This is a genomic window from Curtobacterium sp. YR515 (assembly GCF_900113095.1).
Lineage (GTDB): Bacteria > Actinomycetota > Actinomycetes > Actinomycetales > Microbacteriaceae > Curtobacterium.
In genome coordinates, this window is record NZ_FOOD01000003.1 from 655,511 (window position 1) to 671,308 (window position 15,798).

Genomic DNA, 15,798 nt, shown 5'->3' on the forward strand with positions numbered 1-15,798 from the left:
GGCGGCTCGCGCTACCATGTCCTGCACGACGTGCGGCTGGGGAGGAGTCCGATCGACATGGCGACAGCAGATCCGAGGGGTGGCGTGCTCGACGCCGCGGAACTCGCGCGCCGGCTGAACCTCCTCCTCGACTTCGAGGAAGCGCAGCGCGGCGCCCCCGTCCCGTTCGCGGCGATCGAGGAGTACGTGGCGGCCCAGGGTGGCTCGCTGTCCCGGGCGAAGTGGACGTACATGCTCTCCGGCGACGGCCGTCGCAACCGTGACACCGGGCTGCTCCGCCTGCTCGCGGGCTTCTTCGAGGTCGACGAGCGCTTCCTGCTCGAGGACAGCGACGTCCCCGAGCGCATCGGTGCCCAGCTCGCCCTCGTCCGCTCCCTCCGATCGGCACGTGTCAGCGGGTTCGCCGCCCGGACCTTCCCCGGTGAGCTCTCGCCCGAGGCGCTCCGTCGCATCGCCGAGGTGCTCGAGGAGGAGTCCGCCCGGGGGAGCGTCGCATGAGCGCTCCGACCGACCTCGTCGAGGCGTTCTGGGCGCGTGGTGCGGCCGAGGGGTGGTCCGACGTCGACCAGGCCGTCGCCGCCGCGGCCGAGGTGGTCGGCAAGCCGATCGTCGTCCGCGAAGAGGCGTTCCTCGCGGCCGAGCCCGTGTGCGGCTTCGTGGCGACGCTCGAGCGGCAGCACCTGGTGATGATCTCCCCGACGGCCTCGCGGACGTTCCGGTCGTTCGTCATCGGCCACGAACTCGGCCACATCCTGCACCGCCACCAGGACCACGCACCCCAGGCGGCCTACATCCGCGACGTCATCCCGGACCTGCCGGAGTACAAGGTCGAGCGGGCACTCGCCCGCGGGCTGTTCTCGAACGAGTACGAGCACGAGGCCGAGGTCTTCGCCGACCGGCTCGCCGGGCTCATCCGCGGCCACCGCGACCGTCCGAGCGCGTTCCGCGGGGTGTTCGGGTGATCGTCTCCCTCGTCCAGGCGCTGCTCCTGATCGCGGGGACGGTCACGCTGTTCGTCCTGCAGCGCGGACAGGACCGCACGCTCGCGGTCACCTTCCTGTTGTTCGCCGCGACGATCGTCACGAACGTCGACCCGCTGTACCGGTGGCTCGATCCGCTGTTCGGTGGGTTCAACGTGGTCACGGTCGTCAGCGACTGCCTGATGGTCGCGGGGACGAGCACCCTGCTCTGGGGTGTGGCGAAGGCCGTCGGTGCTGCACGGCCGTGGCTCCGGAACGCGATCGTCGTGACGTGCGCGGTCGTCGTCGTGGTGGTCATCGTGGCGTTCACCGTCCTCGACAAGCCCGCGACGACGACGACCTTCATGCTCGACGCCGGATCGCACCCGGCAGCGACGGTCTACTCGATCGCGCAGACGGTCTACCTCGGGGTGGCGCTCGGCGCGACCGGACTCATCTGCGTCCTGCACCTGCGTGAGGCCCGCACCACCACCGACCTCGTCGGCCTGTGGGTCCTCGTGCTCGGTGGGGTCCTCGGTGTCGTGCGGATGGTCGTCGTCGTGGTGATGGACCTCGCGCACGTCCTGGGCGACATCGGCCTCACCCGGGCCCTCGCGCTGCCCTACGACGTCACGACCCCGGGCGCGGTGATCTGCGTGTCGTCCGGGATGCTCCTGCTCGTCATCGGCCACCAGGTCTCCCGCCGTCGGCGCTCCCGTCGGGTGGAGACCGCCCTGCGCGCCCTCACGCCGTTGCACGCGCGGATCGGCACCGACAACGCCTACCCGGACTCCGGCGACCCGGCGACGCGGCTCAGTCGGCTCATCGTCGAGATCAACGACGGCGCCCGTCGAGCCCGGCAGTCGCTGAGCGAGTCGGAGCAGCGGGCCCTGGCCGACGCCGAAGCGGCCCTCGACGCGGCGTAGCACCAGTCGTTACCAGAACGGGACATCGATCCCACTGGATGGGTCGACGTCGTCCGGGCCGCCGTGTAGGGTCTGTAGCAGGTGCTACACGCGATGTGGCAGCACGGGGTGGGACTCGGCCGCGTTGGGGGCGGCCGAGCACCACCGGCCCCGGGCGGCCCGGAGCGGGCCCGCCCGGTGCCCGACCCGGTGCCCCGCGGTGTCTAGGATCGTCGGGTGACCGTCTTCGCAGCCCTCGTCCTGTTCATCGGTGCCGTCTTCAACGTCGTCACCTGGCCCCGCTTCTTCCAGCGGGTCGCGAAGGACTCCCGGGCGCGTGACGCCGCCGGCAAGCCGACGACGTTCTACACGGTGCACCTCGTGCTGCTGCTCATCGCGCTGGCGATCGCCGTCGCGGCCGTCGTCGCGGGGATCCTCCTGCTCGTCTGAGCCGGTCCCGACCGGCCTCGCCGGACCCGGTCGGCTGCGAGCGCGTCCGTCGCCGAGGGAGCAGGATCGGCGCTGGTACCGTCGCCGCCGGAGGCCGGGCCAGAACCCGAATCCGTCCCGGGACCCGGCGACGACGGGGCTGTGGACGCGACCCGGTGCCGGCCAGGAGGCGCGGTGCCGGCCCGCACCGCGCCTCCTGGCCCGCGACCGGTCGCGTCCAGGACGCTTCAGGCCTGCTTCAGCGGCGCACGGCAGGATCGGGGCATGCGTGTCCTGGTGGTCGACGACGAGGTGCGGCTCGCCGACGGCGTCCGTCGCGGGCTGGAAGCCGAGGGGTGGGCGGTCGACGTCGCCCACGACGGCGTCGACGGACTGTGGCACGCCCGCGAGTTCGGGTACGACGCGATCGTGCTCGACCTGATGATGCCCGGGCTCAGCGGCTGGGCCGTGTGCGCGCAGCTCCGTGCCGACGGCGACTGGACGCCCGTCCTCATGCTGACGGCGAAGGACGGCGAGTGGGACCAGGTCGAGGCGCTCGACGCCGGGGCCGACGACTACGTGACGAAGCCGTTCTCGCACCCGGTCCTCGTGGCGAGGCTGCGTGCCCTGGTGCGCCGCGGTGCGCGCGAGCGCCCGGCGGTCCTGACGCTCGGCGACCTCGTCGTCGACCCGGCCGCCCGGACGGTGTCCCGAGCCTCGACGCCCGTCGAGCTGACGAGTCGCGAGTTCGCCGTCCTCGAGTTCCTGGCGCGCCGCGCCGGCGAGGTCTGCTCGAAGCGCGACGTCATCGAGAACGTGTGGGACGTCGACTTCGACGGCGACCCGAACATCGTCGAGGTGTACGTCGGACACCTGCGTCGCAAGGTCGACCGGCCGTTCGGTCGCACCGCGATCGAGACCGTGCGCGGCGCCGGCTACCGGTTGGCGGTGGACGGTGGCTGACGGCGGCCGCCGGCGCTTCCGGTCCGTCCGGGCGCGGACCACCCTCGGGGCGGTCGTCGTCGTGCTCGCGGCGCTGCTCGTCGGCGCGGCGGCGTTCGTCGTCGTGCTCCGCCTCGTCCTCCTCGACGGGGTGCGGACCACGGCGGAGTCGGGGCTCGAGCAGGCCTCGGCTCGGGTCGAGGCCGACGGCGCCGGGGTGGTGAGCGGCTACGAGGACGTCCTCGTGCAGGTCGTGGGGGACGACGGGTCCGTCCTCGCCCACGGGGACGACGCCGATCCACCGGCGCTCCCGACGGCCGACGAGTCCCGCTGGACCCATGACGGCGAGCGGTGGCTGCTCGTCGCCGACGACGTCGACCTGCCCGGCGGCGGGGACGCGACGCTCGTCTACGGGGTCTCCCTCGACCAGACCGACGCCGCCGTCGGTGCCGCGGTCGCGCTGCTGGCCGTGGGCGTCCCGGTGCTCGTGGTCGTGATGGGGGCCGTCACGTGGGTGGTCACCGGCCGGTCGCTGCGCCCGGTCGAACGCATGCGCACCGAGGTCGAGACGATCCGCGCGGCACGACCGGACGCCCGGGTCGCCGTCCCGGACACCGGCGACGAGATCGCCCGGCTCGCCACGACCATGAACACCATGCTCGACCGGCTCGACCGTTCCGCCGCGGGGCAGCGGCGGTTCGTCTCCGACGCCTCCCACGAGCTGCGGTCGCCGATCGCGACCATCCGCCAGCACGCCGAGGTCGCCGCGGCGCACCCCGACCGCGCCGACGTCGTCGAGCTGTCCGAGGTGGTGCGATCGGAGGCGCTCCGGCTGCAGGACCTCGTGACGGGCCTCCTCGAGCTCTCGCGGCTCGACGAGGGCGACGTGGGCGTCCGGCGTCCGGTGGACCTCGACGACCTGGCGCTCGACGCCGTGGCCCGGGCGCGTGGACGGCTCGGCGGGAGCACCGCCGGGTCGATCCGGGTCGAGGGGTCCGGGATCGGGCCGGCCCGTGTCCTCGGGGACGAACGGCTCCTCGCCGCGGTGGTCCGCAACCTCGTCGACAACGCCGTCCGGCACGCCGAGGGTCGGGTCGTCGTCGCGCTCGCCGAGCGGGACGGACGCGCCGTCCTGACGGTGGACGACGACGGCGCGGGCATCGCCCCGGCGGACCGTGACCGCGTGTTCGAACGTCTCGTCCGGCTCGACGAGGCGCGCAGCCGGGACGCGGGCGGCGCGGGGCTCGGCCTCGCGATCGTCCAGGACGCAGTCCGGGCACACGGCGGGGACGTCGTCGTGACGGACTCGCCCCTCGGCGGCGCCCGGTTCGCGGTCCGCATCGCACTCGGCGGCTGACCAGGGGGCTTCAGCCGTGCTTCAGCACCCGCCCGGCACCCTGGTCGCATGAACACACTCCGCACCACCACAGCCCGCTCCACCCGTCGTTTCGCCGGCATCGCCGCCCTGCCGCTCGTGGCGTCCCTCGCCCTCGTCGGGTGCTCCACCGCGCAGTCCGACGGGGCCTCGTCCACGACGTCGTCATCGTCCTCGTCCGGATCGGCGTCCGGCGGCGCGACCGCTGCGTCCGCCACGTCGAACGACGCCCTGCGTGCCGCCGTCGCCACCGCCCGCGACGCTGTCGGGTCTGGCACCGTGATCTCGGTCGAGCAGGAGCAGAACGGCACCGCGTACGAAGTGCTGGTCGTCACCGACGACGGCACCGAGCACGAGGTGCACACGAACGAGGCCGGCACGGCGGTGTCCGGATCGCCGCGCACCGAGACCTCGGACGCCGACGACCGGGCCGAGAACGAGCGCTTCACGGCCGCGGCCGACCTGACCGTGGACGACGCGGTCGGCCGGTTCGAGGACCTGCACGCCGGCACGATCACCGAGCTCGGGCTCGACGACCACCTCGGGAAGGTCGTCTGGGAGGGCGACGTCCGCGACGCCTCGGGCACGAAGCACAGCGTCCGCCTCGACGCGGGCACCGGCAAGGTCGTCACGGACGAGGTCGACACCGACGACTGAGGCGCGGGCGCGGGCCCGGGCGCGGCCGTGGGCGCGAGCGCGGGCGCGGGTGCGAGGGCGTCGGTGGTCCGCGGTAGACCTGGGGCATCCGGCCACGCGCCGGCGGACCCGGGAGCGACGATGACCGACCAGACCCCGCGCACGTACCCCCAGGGCGTCCCCAGCTGGATCGACGCCCGACAGCCGGACCCGGACGCAGCCCAGGCCTTCTACGGCGGGCTGTTCGGCTGGGACTTCGAGGAGCGACTCCCGCCGGGGGTGCCGGGCTCCTACCGCATCGTGTCGATCGACGGGCACGAGGTCGGTGCCGTCGCGTCGAGTGACGAGCCGGCCACGTGGCTCACGTACATCGCGGTCGACGACGCCGACGCCGTGGCCCGTCGCGTCACGGAGCTCGGCGGCACCGCTGGTCCCGCCGAGGACGCCGGACCCGGGGGAGCGGCCGGCCGCAGTGTCGACTGCGTCGATCCCCGTGGTGCCGCGTTCGGGCTCTGGCAGGCGCGTGCCCGACTCGGCGCCCAGCACGTCAACGCCCCCGGTGGGTGGGTGTTCAGCGACCTCCGCTCGACCGATCCGGAGCAGGCGATCGGGTTCTACGAGCAGCTCTTCGGCTGGCAGGTCTCCGGCATCGAGGAAGGCCCGAGCGCGATGGTCCGGCTGCCCGGGTACGGCGACCACCTCGCGGCGACCTCGGACCCGGACATCCGCGAACGCCAGGCCGGCGCGCCCGAGGGGTTCGCCGACGTCATCGGCGCGCTCGACAAGCTCGACGCCGGTGCCGACGACTGGCACGTGTCGTTCAGCGTGGCGGACCGCGACGGTGCCGCGGCGCTCGCCGAACAGCTCGGCGGCCGGGTGCTGGGCTCGTGGGACGGCTTCTGGACCCGGGCTGCGGAGCTGCAGGACCCGCAGGGTGCGACGTTCCGCGTCACGCAGTTCGCGCCGCAGGACGGCTGAGTCTGCCCGGCTCAGGACGCGGACGGCAACGGCGCGCCGAGGGCTCGGCGCAACGCCAGCCCGGCGACCTGCTCGTCCGTCGTGTCGAGCAGCACCCGGTAGGTCTCCCCGGGCGTGACGAACTCGACGCACACCGCGTCGAAGTCGCACGGTTCGATCCGCCACCCGCGCACGGTCTCCATCGGCACCGGCGTCAGGGCGTCCCGCTCGTAGCTGGTCTCGGCAGCGACGCGGTCGTCGAACACCCGGACGCGGCCGAAGGTACCGCGCCAGGTGAGCTGGAGGTCGAGCGTGGGGGAGACAGATGGGTCCGGCACCCGCCGATCGTACCGACGGGTGCCGGACCCTCCTGCACGCCCAGGGCGCGCTGTTTCGCTATCCGGACACTCCGCCCGTCGTCGGTCGAGCCGACGGACGGGAGAGCTGCCGGTGATCAGGCCCGGTGGTCGTCCGACCCGGCGTCCGACCCGGCGTCCGGACCAGGGGACGCATCCGTGGACCCGGTCGACGAACCGTCCGTGGCAGCGGTCGAGGAACCGTCCGTGCCGGCGCCGCTCCGACGTACCTGGTTCGCCGGGTCCCGACCGGTCACCGGGTACGGACCCGTGATGCCCGAGCGGAGCGAGGCGATCCGGAGGATGCGGTCGCGCTGCAGGAACCAGCCGAGGATGAGCAGCGGGATCACGATGATGAGCGACGCGATCGTGTACGTGCCGATCGGGTAGTCGATCGCCATGAGCACGATGACGGTCGCGAGGAACACCAGCGTCAGCCAGGACGTGTACGGCGCGCCCGGCAGCTTGAACGACGGCTCCTTCGCGAGTCCCTGCTTCGCCCACGACCGCAGCTTCATCTGGCAGAGGATGATCGTGCCCCAGGCGGTGATGATGCCGAGGCTCGCGATGTTCAGGGCGATCTCGAACGCCTGCCCGGGGACGAACAGGTTGAGGATGACGCCGACCAGCGTGAACGCCGAGGTGAGCAGGATGCCAGCGAACGGCACGCCGCCCTTCGTCATCTTCGTGGTCCACTTCGGCGCGGAGCCGTTCATGCCCATCGAGTGGAGTGCGCGTCCGGTCGAGTAGAGCCCGGCGTTCAGCGACGACAGCGCCGCGGTGAGGACGACGAAGTTCATGATCGAGCCGACGACCTGGCCGACCTGCGGGTTGCCGATCGACGAGAAGAAGGTCACGAAGGGGCTGACGCCGTCCTTGTACGAGGTGTACGGCAGGAGCAGCGAGAGCAGGACGACCGACCCGACGTAGAACACCGCGATGCGGAAGACGACCGAGTTGATCGCGCGGGGGATGACCTTCTCGGTGTCCTGCGTCTCGCCGGACGCGGTGCCGACGAGCTCGATCGCGGCGTAGGCGAACACGACGCCCTGCACCACGAGGACCGCCGGGAGCAGGCCGGTCGGGAAGAGGCCGCCGTTGTCCGCCCAGATGCCGAAGCCGGTGCGGACCGCTTCGCCGCCCGCCTCCACCGGGAATGCGAACACGAGCCACACGAGCGCGACGATGAGGAAGGCCACCAGGGCGGCGACCTTGATGATCGCGAACCAGAACTCCAGCTCGCCGAACACCTTCACGGCGACGAGGTTCGCGGCCAGCACGACGACGAGCGCCGCGAGGGCCAGCGCCCACTGCGGGATCGCGCGCGGTCCGGCCCAGTAGTGCAGGTAGAGCGCGACCGCGGTGGTGTCCACGATCGAGGTCATCGCCCAGTTGAGGAAGTACATCCACCCGGCGGCGTACGCGAACTTCTCACCGAAGAACTCGCGGGCGTACGAGATGAACGACCCGGACGACGGGCGGTGCAGCACGAGCTCACCGAGTGCCCGGAGGATGAAGAACGCGAAGATGCCCGCGATGAGGTAGACGACCGCCAGGGCCGGCCCCGCGGTGTGCAGGCGACCGCCCGCGCCGAGGAAGAGCCCCGTGCCGATCGCGCCGCCGATGGCGATCATCTGCAGTTGCCGGGGCTTCAGCCCGTGCTGGTAGCCCTCCTGCTCGTGCGAGAAGTCGTTCGCGGGCGCGCGGTCCACCCCGGTGTCGTTCTGCGCTGTCATGCGCGACACGCTACAGGTGCCTCGAACCGGGGTGGCACACAACCATGCGAGTCTCCTGAAAAGTAACGAGCCGGTCACGATCGCGATCCCCGCACCGATGGGCGACACGCCGTGAACGGGGTACACCGGTGCCGGGATTCCGGCGGACCCGGATTCGCGACGGGGGACAAGCGCCGATAGCCTTGAACGTCCCTTCAGGGGACACCGACGATCAGGACGCGTCCACCGCAGCAGCACAGCGGGGGCCGTACGGTCGGCTGGACCGGGGTCGTCCCGAGTACGACCCCCGCGTGCGTGATCGCTCGCCCTGCGCCGTTGCGCGGGCTCGATGCGATGCCGCCGAACACGGTGCCGGGCGACCCGTCCGCAACCACCGGTACCGCCGTGCGCCGTTCCGCGCCGCGGTCCCGCGAGGAGCACCGTTGACCATCGCACCACCCCAGGACCGGCGTGCCGTCACGCCGGACCACCCCACCGACGTCCCGGCCGTGCGCATGCACGGCGCCTACAAGGTCTTCGGCCGCCGACCCGGTGAAGCGGTCCGCCGTCTGGCCGACGGCGCCACCCGTGACGAGGTCCGTGACCTCGGCTCGGCAGCCGTCATCGACGCGTCCTTCGACGTGCGTCCCGGCGAGATCTTCGTCGTCATGGGCCTGTCCGGCTCGGGCAAGTCGACGCTCATCCGCATGCTGAACGGCCTGCTGGAGCCGACCGCGGGCAGCGTCGAGATCGGCGGCCGGACGGTCACCAAGGCGACGCCGAAGGAGATCCGCGAGATCCGCCGCACCAGCGTGTCGATGGTCTTCCAGCACTTCGCGCTGCTGCCGCACCGTACGGTGCTCGAGAACGTCGCGTACGGCCTCGAGGTCAACGGCGTCGACAAGGCCACCCGGCTCGCCAAGGCTCGCGAGGTCATCGGCCTGGTCGGACTCGACGTCTGGGCGGACGCCAAGCCCGACGAGCTCTCCGGCGGCATGCAGCAGCGCGTCGGCATCGCCCGCGCCCTCGCCGCCGAGACCGACGTCCTGCTGATGGACGAGGCCTTCAGCGCCCTCGACCCGCTCATCCGCCGCGAGATGCAGGAGCAGCTCGTCGACCTGCAGCAGCGCCTCGGCAAGACGATCGTCTTCATCACGCACGACCTCAACGAGGCGATGTTCCTCGGCGACCGGATCGCCGTGATGCGCGACGGCCGGATCGTGCAGATCGGTTCGCCGGAGGACATCCTCACGGACCCCGCGAACGACTACGTCGCCCAGTTCGTGCAGGACGTCGACCGTGCCCGCGTGCTCACCGCGTCGAGCGTCATGGAGCCCGCACGTGCCGCGGTCCCGCTGACCGTCGGCCCGCGTGGCGCGCTCCGGACCATGCGCGACCTGCAGACGGCCGCGGTCTTCGTGACCGGACGCGGCCGGAAGCTCGAGGGCTGGGTCCGCGACCGGCACGTGATGCGCCAGGTCAAGGCCGGCGACACGAACCTCGACGCCATCGTCAACACCGAGTACGCCCGGGTCGCGCCGGAGACCGCACTGACCGACCTGTTCGAGCTCGCGGTGGAGTCGCCGCTGCCGATCGCGGTCGTCGACGACGAGGGGCGCCTGCTCGGGGTCGTCCCGCGCGTCACGCTGCTCGCCGCCCTCGGCAACGTGCCGACGGCGACGATGCCCATCCCGGTGCTCGAGCCGGTCACCCGCATCTCCGACTCCGACATGGACTCGACCCTCGCCGAAGGAGACCACGCATGATCACCCCCGGTACCAACTCCTTCGGCGACTTCCACCTGCCCCTCGGCACCTGGGTCGCAGCGATCGTCGACTGGATCACCACCTACCTCTCCGGCTTCTTCGACGTCGTCCGCTACGTGTTCACGTGGATGGACGCGTGGATGGAGTACTTCCTCTCCACGCCGCCGTTCTGGGTGGTCGTCGCGATCCTCGTGGTCCTGGCGTTCGTCGCCAAGGGCTGGAAGCTCGCGCTCGGCGCCGCCGTCGGTCTGCTCTTCATCGTGAGCGTCGGCCAGTGGACGAACGCGATGGACACCCTCGCCCTCGTGATCGTCGCCGCGGGGCTCGCTGTCGTGTTCAGCATCCCGCTCGGCATCTGGGCTGCCCGCTCGGACACCGCCAGCCGGATCATCCGCCCGGTGCTCGACTTCATGCAGACCACCCCGGCCTTCGTCTACCTGATCCCGGCGCTGCTGCTGTTCCGCGTCGGCGTCGTCCCCGGCATCGTCGCGACGATCGTGTTCGCGATGGCTCCGGGCGTCCGGCTCACCGAGCTCGGCATCCGCGGGGTCCCGAGCGAGGTCGTCGAGGCCGGCGCCGCGTTCGGGTCGAGCCCGTGGCGCATCCTCCGCCAGATCCAGCTGCCGCTCGCGAAGGCCAGCATCATGGCGGGCGTCAACCAGGTCATCATGCTGTCGCTCTCGATGGTCGTCATCGCCGGCATGGTCGGCGCCGGGGGACTCGGCGAGCAGATCGTCGCCTCGCTGAACCGCATCGACGTCGGTCTCGGTGCGGAAGCCGGCCTGTCGGTGGTGGTGCTGGCGATCCTGCTGGACCGCCTGACCGCAGCGCTCGGCGGTGACTCGGGCCGCGCCTCCAGGCTCTTCGGACGCGGAAAGCGGAAGCCCACCGTGACCGCGACGCCGAACGCGGCGACCAACCAGACCGCCGCCACCACCGAAGCGGTCACCGACCGCCAGACCGTCGACGCGTGAGGAAGGAACAGATCATGAAGCGAACCAAGCGCACCCTCGCGGCCGCCGCGCTCGCCGCCGCCACCACCCTCGGCCTGTCCGCGTGCATGCCGCCCGGGTACTACCGCGCCTCCGGCACGCTCGACAACGGCGACCAGAAGTCCATGCACGTCGTCGTCTTCAACGGCTGGGACGAGGACACCGCCGCGAGCTACCTCTGGAAGCACGTCCTCGAGCAGAAGGGCTACGACGTCCAGCTCACGAACTCCGACGTCGCGCCCGCCTACACGGGCCTCGCATCCGGCGACTACGACGTCGTGTTCGACACTTGGCTGCCGAACACACACAAGGAGTACATGGACACGTACGGCAAGGACCTCACGGACCTCGGCGCGTGGAACGAGCAGGCGTCGCTCGAGCTCGCCGTACCCGAGTACTCGGACATCGACTCGATCGACGAACTCACGGCGAAGGCCTCGGACTTCGGCAACAAGATCGTCGGCATCGAGCCCGCGGCCGGCGAGACGAAGGTCGTGCAGGACCAGGTGATCCCGCAGTACGGCCTCGACGGGATGGACTTCATCACGAGTTCGACGCCGGCGATGCTCGCCGACCTCAAGGCCGCGATCGCGAAGAAGGAGGACGTCGTCGTGACGCTGTGGCGTCCGCACTGGGCGTACGACGCCTTCCCGATCAAGGACCTGGAGGACCCGAAGGGCGCCCTCGGCAAGAACGAGGAGATCCACACCATCGCCAAGAAGGACTTCGCCGACGAGTTCCCGCAGGCGTCGAAGTGGATGGAGGACTTCGCGATGGACTCCGACACGCTCTACTCACTCGAGAACGCGCTCGTGAACAGCGGTGCGAAGACGAGCGAGTACCCGGCGATCACCGCGAAGTGGGCGTCCGAGCACCAGGACTACGTGGACTCGCTCACCTCGACGAAGTAGCAGCAGCCCCTGCCAGGAGGCGCGGTGCCGGTCCGGCACCGCGCCTCCTGTGATGCGGGTGGTCGCGTTCCTGAACGACGTCCGTCGTCCACCGCTTCGATGGAGGGATGGACATCCTCCTCCGGCTCCTCGTCGCGATCGGCGTCGCGCTGCTCGTCACCGCCGCCGCCGCGCTCGTCCTGCACCTCGTCTTCCGCGCACTCGCGCGGCGGGAACGCTGGGCGGCCGTGCTCTCCCGACGCATGAAGCACCCGTTCCGCACCGAACTGCTCGTCGTGCTCCTCTGGGTCGCCCTCGTCACGAGCGTCCCGAACCGGCCGGACGCCTTCCCGTGGCGCGCGCCGGTGTCGCACGGCTTCCTCATCGCCACGATCGCCGCCGGCACCTGGCTGGCGTGCCAGATCGCGATCTTCCTCGAGGACCTCGGCCTGCACCGCTTCCGCATCGACGTCCCGGACAACCGGCAGGCCCGCCGCATCCGCACGCAGGTCCTCGTGATCCGTCGGCTGACCGTCGCGGTCCTCGTGATCATCGGCATCGGCGCGATCCTGCTGACCTTCCCGGGGGTCGAGGCAGCCGGGGCGAGCGTGCTCGCGTCGGCGGGGCTCATCTCCGTCATCGCCGGCCTCGCAGCGCAGTCGACGCTGGGCAACGTCTTCGCCGGCATGCAGCTCGCGTTCTCCGGGTCGATCCGTGTCGACGACGTCGTCGTGGTCGAGCAGCAGTGGGGGCGGATCGAGGAGATCACCCTCACCTACGTCGTCGTGCACCTGTGGGACGACCGGCGGTTCGTGCTGCCGTCGACGTACTTCACGAGCACGCCGTTCGAGAACTGGACCCGGACCAACAGCGAGCTGCTCGGGGCCGTCGAGCTCGACCTCGACTGGCGCGTCCGGCCGGGGGAGATGCGCGCCGAGCTCGACCGGATCCTCGACCGCACCGAGCTCTGGGACCGCCGGGTGAAGGTCCTGCAGGTCACCGACGCCGTGCAGGGGTCCGTGCGTGTCCGGGTCCTCGCGACCTCGCACGACGCGCCGTCCCTGTTCGACCTGCGCTGCTACATCCGCGAGGAGCTCGTCGACTGGATCCAGCGGACCCATCCCGACGCGCTGCCGGTCCAGCGGGTGCTCATGGTGGACGAGGTCGCGGCGCCGCGACGGCGCGCGGCGTCGACCGCGTCGGAGTCCGCGCTGTTCACGCCGGACCAGGACGACCGTGCGGCGCTCTTCACGGGACCGATCCAGACCTCGGACATCCCGCGGTCGGAGCGCTGACCGGCCGGCCCGGAACCGACGGACGGACGGGAGGGACGGTGCCAGCTGGCACCGTCCCTCCCGTCCGTCACCGGGTCGCGTCCCGTCACCGGGTCGCGTCCCGTCACCGGGTTGCGTCCCGTCACCGGGTCGCGTCGCGGTCTACGGCTGCTTGGCCTTGACGGCGCGGTCGTCCTCGACGACCGTGCCGATCGCCACGAGCGTCGTCGCGATCCACGCCACCCACGTCAGCGCGAGGCGCCAGTCACGCGGGCCCTGCCGCGTGGTCTGCACCACGCTGTAGCCGCTGATGATCGAACTCCACACCGCACCGCTGAACATGAACTTCCGCACGGGTTCCTCCTGTCGTCGTCCCGTCAACGCTACCGGCCGCTACATTGGAGCGCCGCCGGATGCCCTGCCCGGCGCACTCGTGGAGGAGTCGTCGTGCGCCAGGCCGTCATCGGGGGAGTCCTGCTCGTGGTGGGCGCGGTGTGCGTCGCCCTCGGGCTGCTCCCACTGTCCGACCTCGCCGAGCTCGCCGACCGGGTCGTCCCGGTGCTGGCCTTCGTGCTCGGACTCACCGTCGTCGCCGAACTCGCGGCGGACGCCGGGGTCTTCGACCGGCTCGCCGACGTCGCCGCACGGGTCGGGGGCGGTCGGACGATCGGGCTCTGGGGCGCCGTGGTCGTGCTCGCGGTCCTCTGCACCGTGTTCCTGTCGATCGACACCACGGCCGTGCTCCTCACCCCGATCGTCATCACGCTCGCCCGGCGGGTCGGACTGCCGCCGATGCCGTTCGCGCTGACGACCGTGTGGCTCGCGAACACGGCGTCGCTGCTGCTGCCGGTGTCGAACCTGACGAACCTGCTCGCCGTCGACCGCATCGGGCTCGACGGGCCGATCCCGTTCGCCGGACTCATGGTGTGGGCGGCGCTCGCCGGTGTGGTGGTCCCGTGCGCGGTGCTCCTCGTGGTGTTCCGCGGCAAGCTCTTCGGCCGGTACACGCCGGTCTCGGTCCGGGCGGCGACCGACCCGGTGTTCTTCTGGTCGGCATCGGCGGTGCTCGTCGCGCTGGTGATCGCCCTGACCGCCGGCGTCACGGTGTGGATCGCCGCGATCGCCGCGGCGGTCGTGCTCGTGGTCGTCGCGGCCTTCCGGGCGCCGTCGGAGCTCAAGCCGTCGCGCGTGCCGTGGTCGACGCTCGTCTTCGCGGCCGGGTTGTTCGTGGTCGTCGAGACGCTGCACACGACCGGCTTCACCGACCCGATCGTGGCTGCGCTCTCCGGTGGCACCGGGACGGGGTCGCTCCTGGTGCTCGGCGGTGCCGGCGCGCTGGCGGCGAACGCGATCGACAACCTGCCCGCCTACCTGGTGCTCGAGCCGGCCGCCGGGCACGAGGCCCTGCGCTACGCGGCGCTCCTCGTCGGAGTGAACGCCGGCTGCCTCATCACGCCGTGGGCCTCGCTCGCGACGCTGCTGTGGCACGCGCGACTGTCGTCCGAGGGCGTCCACCTGTCGTGGGGGCGGTACATGGCGCTCGGGTGCATCGTGGCCCCGCTCACCGTCGTCGCCGGGGTCCTCGCGCTGCGGCTCTAGAGCCAGTCCTTCGCCTTGAAGACCCGGTACAGCGTCAGCGATGAGGCGATGATGAGCCCGAGGGAGAAGTAGAGCCCGCTCCACTCGCCCATTCCCGGGAACTTCAGGTTCTGGCCGAAGAACCCCGTGATCGCCGTCGGGATCGCGATGATCGCCGCCCAGCTCGTCACCTTCTTCATGACCGTGTTCTGCCGGTTCGACGCCAGGTTGAGGTTCGTGTCGAGGACGCTCGACACCGCGTCGCGGAGCTGGTCGACGGAGTCGGTGATCGACACGAGGTGGTCCTCGACGTCGCGGAAGTAGGGGCGGATGCCGTCCGAGATCGTCTCGGCGTCCCCGTGCAGCAACGAGGCGACGCTGTCCCGCGTGGGGACCACCTGGCGGCGCAGGACGCCCAGGGCCTTGCGGAGGCGGAACGATCGCCGCTGGATCTGCTTCTCACGCGGGGTGCCGTGTTCGAAGAGGTCCTCCTCGAGCGCGTCGATCCGGCGCTCGATGTCCTCGACCGTGTTCGTGGCGTGGTCCGTGACCGCGTCGAGCAGGCCCCACATCAACCACGGGACGCCGTGGTCGGCGATGTCCGTGGTCGCGTCGAGCCGGCGCTCCATGGCCCCGGTGTCGACGTCGCTGCCGTGGATCGTGACGAGGGCGTGCTCGGTCACGAAGGCCTTCACCTCGTGCGTGGTGAGGTCCCCGGCGTGGTCGAGGCCGCCCACGTCGTAGACGACCAGGAAGAGGCTGTCGCGGTACCGATCGAGCTTCGGGCGCTGGCCGCGCTCGACGGCGTCCTCGACCGCGAGCGCGTGGATGCCGAGCTCGGCCTCGACGTGCTCGAGGTCGGACGGCTCGGGGTCGGTGTAGTCGACCCACACGAAGGTGCCGTCCTCGGCGATGAGCTCGGAGATCCGGTCGACCGGGAAGTCCCGTTCCGCCGCGGTGCCGTTCCGCCACGCCCGTGTCATGACCATGGGGTCGAGCCTAGTGAGACGGCCGACCCCGGGAC

17 protein-coding genes are annotated in these 15,798 nt (G+C 71.4%); 13 read left to right on the forward strand and 4 right to left on the reverse strand.

Annotated features, from left to right (window positions below; translation table 11 throughout):
- Positions 1-57 precede the first annotated feature (57 nt).
- From BM028_RS11225 to BM028_RS11260, 8 genes are all read left to right on the forward strand, one after another.
- Positions 58-498 (forward strand): hypothetical protein, encoded by a 441-nt coding sequence (locus BM028_RS11225; RefSeq protein ID WP_070419521.1) that lies wholly within the window; start codon positions 58-60, stop codon positions 496-498.
- Positions 495-962 carry a M48 family metalloprotease gene (locus BM028_RS11230; protein WP_022905932.1) on the forward strand — a complete coding sequence of 156 codons (468 nt, stop codon included), beginning with the start codon at positions 495-497 and terminating at the stop codon, positions 960-962. The genes BM028_RS11225 and BM028_RS11230 overlap by 4 nt, the downstream gene beginning before the upstream one ends.
- A complete protein-coding gene (locus tag BM028_RS11235) occupies positions 959-1,885 on the forward strand; it encodes a hypothetical protein (RefSeq protein WP_071303810.1) in 927 nt (308 codons plus the stop codon). Before BM028_RS11230 ends, BM028_RS11235 begins: the two co-directional genes overlap by 4 nt.
- 216 nt (positions 1,886-2,101) lie before the next feature.
- Positions 2,102-2,314, forward strand: a complete 213-nt coding sequence (locus tag BM028_RS11240; protein WP_070418512.1) for an SCO4848 family membrane protein — start codon at positions 2,102-2,104, stop codon at positions 2,312-2,314.
- 264 nt (positions 2,315-2,578) lie between these two features.
- The gene (locus BM028_RS11245) at positions 2,579-3,256 is read left to right on the forward strand and encodes a response regulator transcription factor (protein WP_071303811.1); all 678 of its coding nucleotides are present in this window, start codon (positions 2,579-2,581) and stop codon (positions 3,254-3,256) included.
- On the forward strand, positions 3,249-4,592 hold the full coding sequence (locus tag BM028_RS11250) for a sensor histidine kinase (RefSeq protein ID WP_092386544.1): 1,344 nt from the start codon (positions 3,249-3,251) through the stop codon (positions 4,590-4,592). The genes BM028_RS11245 and BM028_RS11250 overlap by 8 nt, the downstream gene beginning before the upstream one ends.
- A gap of 48 nt (positions 4,593-4,640) precedes the next feature.
- Complete coding sequence (locus BM028_RS11255; protein ID WP_092386546.1) at positions 4,641-5,267, forward strand: PepSY domain-containing protein; 627 nt, start codon at positions 4,641-4,643, stop codon at positions 5,265-5,267.
- Positions 5,268-5,387: 120 nt separating this feature from the next.
- Complete coding sequence (locus tag BM028_RS11260) at positions 5,388-6,224, forward strand: VOC family protein (protein ID WP_092386548.1); 837 nt, start codon at positions 5,388-5,390, stop codon at positions 6,222-6,224.
- An 11-nt stretch (positions 6,225-6,235) separates the two neighbouring features.
- On the opposite strand, the gene BM028_RS11265 is transcribed toward BM028_RS11260, so the two are convergent.
- Together BM028_RS11265 and BM028_RS11270 are read right to left on the reverse strand one after the other, a co-directional pair.
- A complete protein-coding gene (locus tag BM028_RS11265; RefSeq protein ID WP_092386550.1) occupies positions 6,236-6,541 on the reverse strand; it encodes a hypothetical protein in 306 nt (101 codons plus the stop codon).
- A gap of 116 nt (positions 6,542-6,657) precedes the next feature.
- Positions 6,658-8,295 carry an amino acid permease gene (locus BM028_RS11270; protein ID WP_092386681.1) on the reverse strand — a complete coding sequence of 546 codons (1,638 nt, stop codon included), beginning with the start codon at positions 8,293-8,295 and terminating at the stop codon, positions 6,658-6,660.
- A 494-nt stretch (positions 8,296-8,789) separates the two neighbouring features.
- Between BM028_RS11270 and BM028_RS11275 the strand changes: the two genes are divergently transcribed.
- The 4 genes from BM028_RS11275 (at position 8,790) to BM028_RS11290 (ending at position 13,217) form a co-directional block, all read left to right on the forward strand.
- Positions 8,790-10,040, forward strand: coding sequence for a quaternary amine ABC transporter ATP-binding protein (locus BM028_RS11275; protein ID WP_092386683.1), 1,251 nt, complete (start codon positions 8,790-8,792; stop codon positions 10,038-10,040).
- The gene (locus BM028_RS11280) at positions 10,037-11,014 is read left to right on the forward strand and encodes an ABC transporter permease (RefSeq protein WP_092386552.1); all 978 of its coding nucleotides are present in this window, start codon (positions 10,037-10,039) and stop codon (positions 11,012-11,014) included. The genes BM028_RS11275 and BM028_RS11280 overlap by 4 nt, the downstream gene beginning before the upstream one ends.
- A 14-nt stretch (positions 11,015-11,028) precedes the next feature.
- Entirely contained in the window at positions 11,029-11,943 is a 915-nt protein-coding gene (locus tag BM028_RS11285) for a glycine betaine ABC transporter substrate-binding protein (protein WP_092386554.1), read from the forward strand.
- Between the two features lie 107 nt (positions 11,944-12,050).
- Entirely contained in the window at positions 12,051-13,217 is a 1,167-nt protein-coding gene (locus tag BM028_RS11290) for a mechanosensitive ion channel family protein (protein WP_092386556.1), read from the forward strand.
- Between the two features lie 141 nt (positions 13,218-13,358).
- Here the strand turns inward: BM028_RS11290 and BM028_RS11295 are convergent, their stop codons facing one another.
- Positions 13,359-13,550 (reverse strand): hypothetical protein, encoded by a 192-nt coding sequence (locus BM028_RS11295; RefSeq protein WP_070418521.1) that lies wholly within the window; start codon positions 13,548-13,550, stop codon positions 13,359-13,361.
- A 93-nt stretch (positions 13,551-13,643) separates the two neighbouring features.
- Here BM028_RS11295 and BM028_RS11300 point away from each other — a divergent pair, with 93 nt between their 5' ends.
- Positions 13,644-14,795 carry an ArsB/NhaD family transporter gene (locus BM028_RS11300; protein WP_092386558.1) on the forward strand — a complete coding sequence of 384 codons (1,152 nt, stop codon included), beginning with the start codon at positions 13,644-13,646 and terminating at the stop codon, positions 14,793-14,795.
- On the opposite strand, the gene BM028_RS11305 is transcribed toward BM028_RS11300, so the two are convergent.
- Positions 14,792-15,763 carry a magnesium transporter CorA family protein gene (locus BM028_RS11305; protein WP_070418523.1) on the reverse strand — a complete coding sequence of 324 codons (972 nt, stop codon included), beginning with the start codon at positions 15,761-15,763 and terminating at the stop codon, positions 14,792-14,794. The genes BM028_RS11300 and BM028_RS11305 overlap by 4 nt on opposite strands.
- Positions 15,764-15,798: the final 35 nt, after the last annotated feature.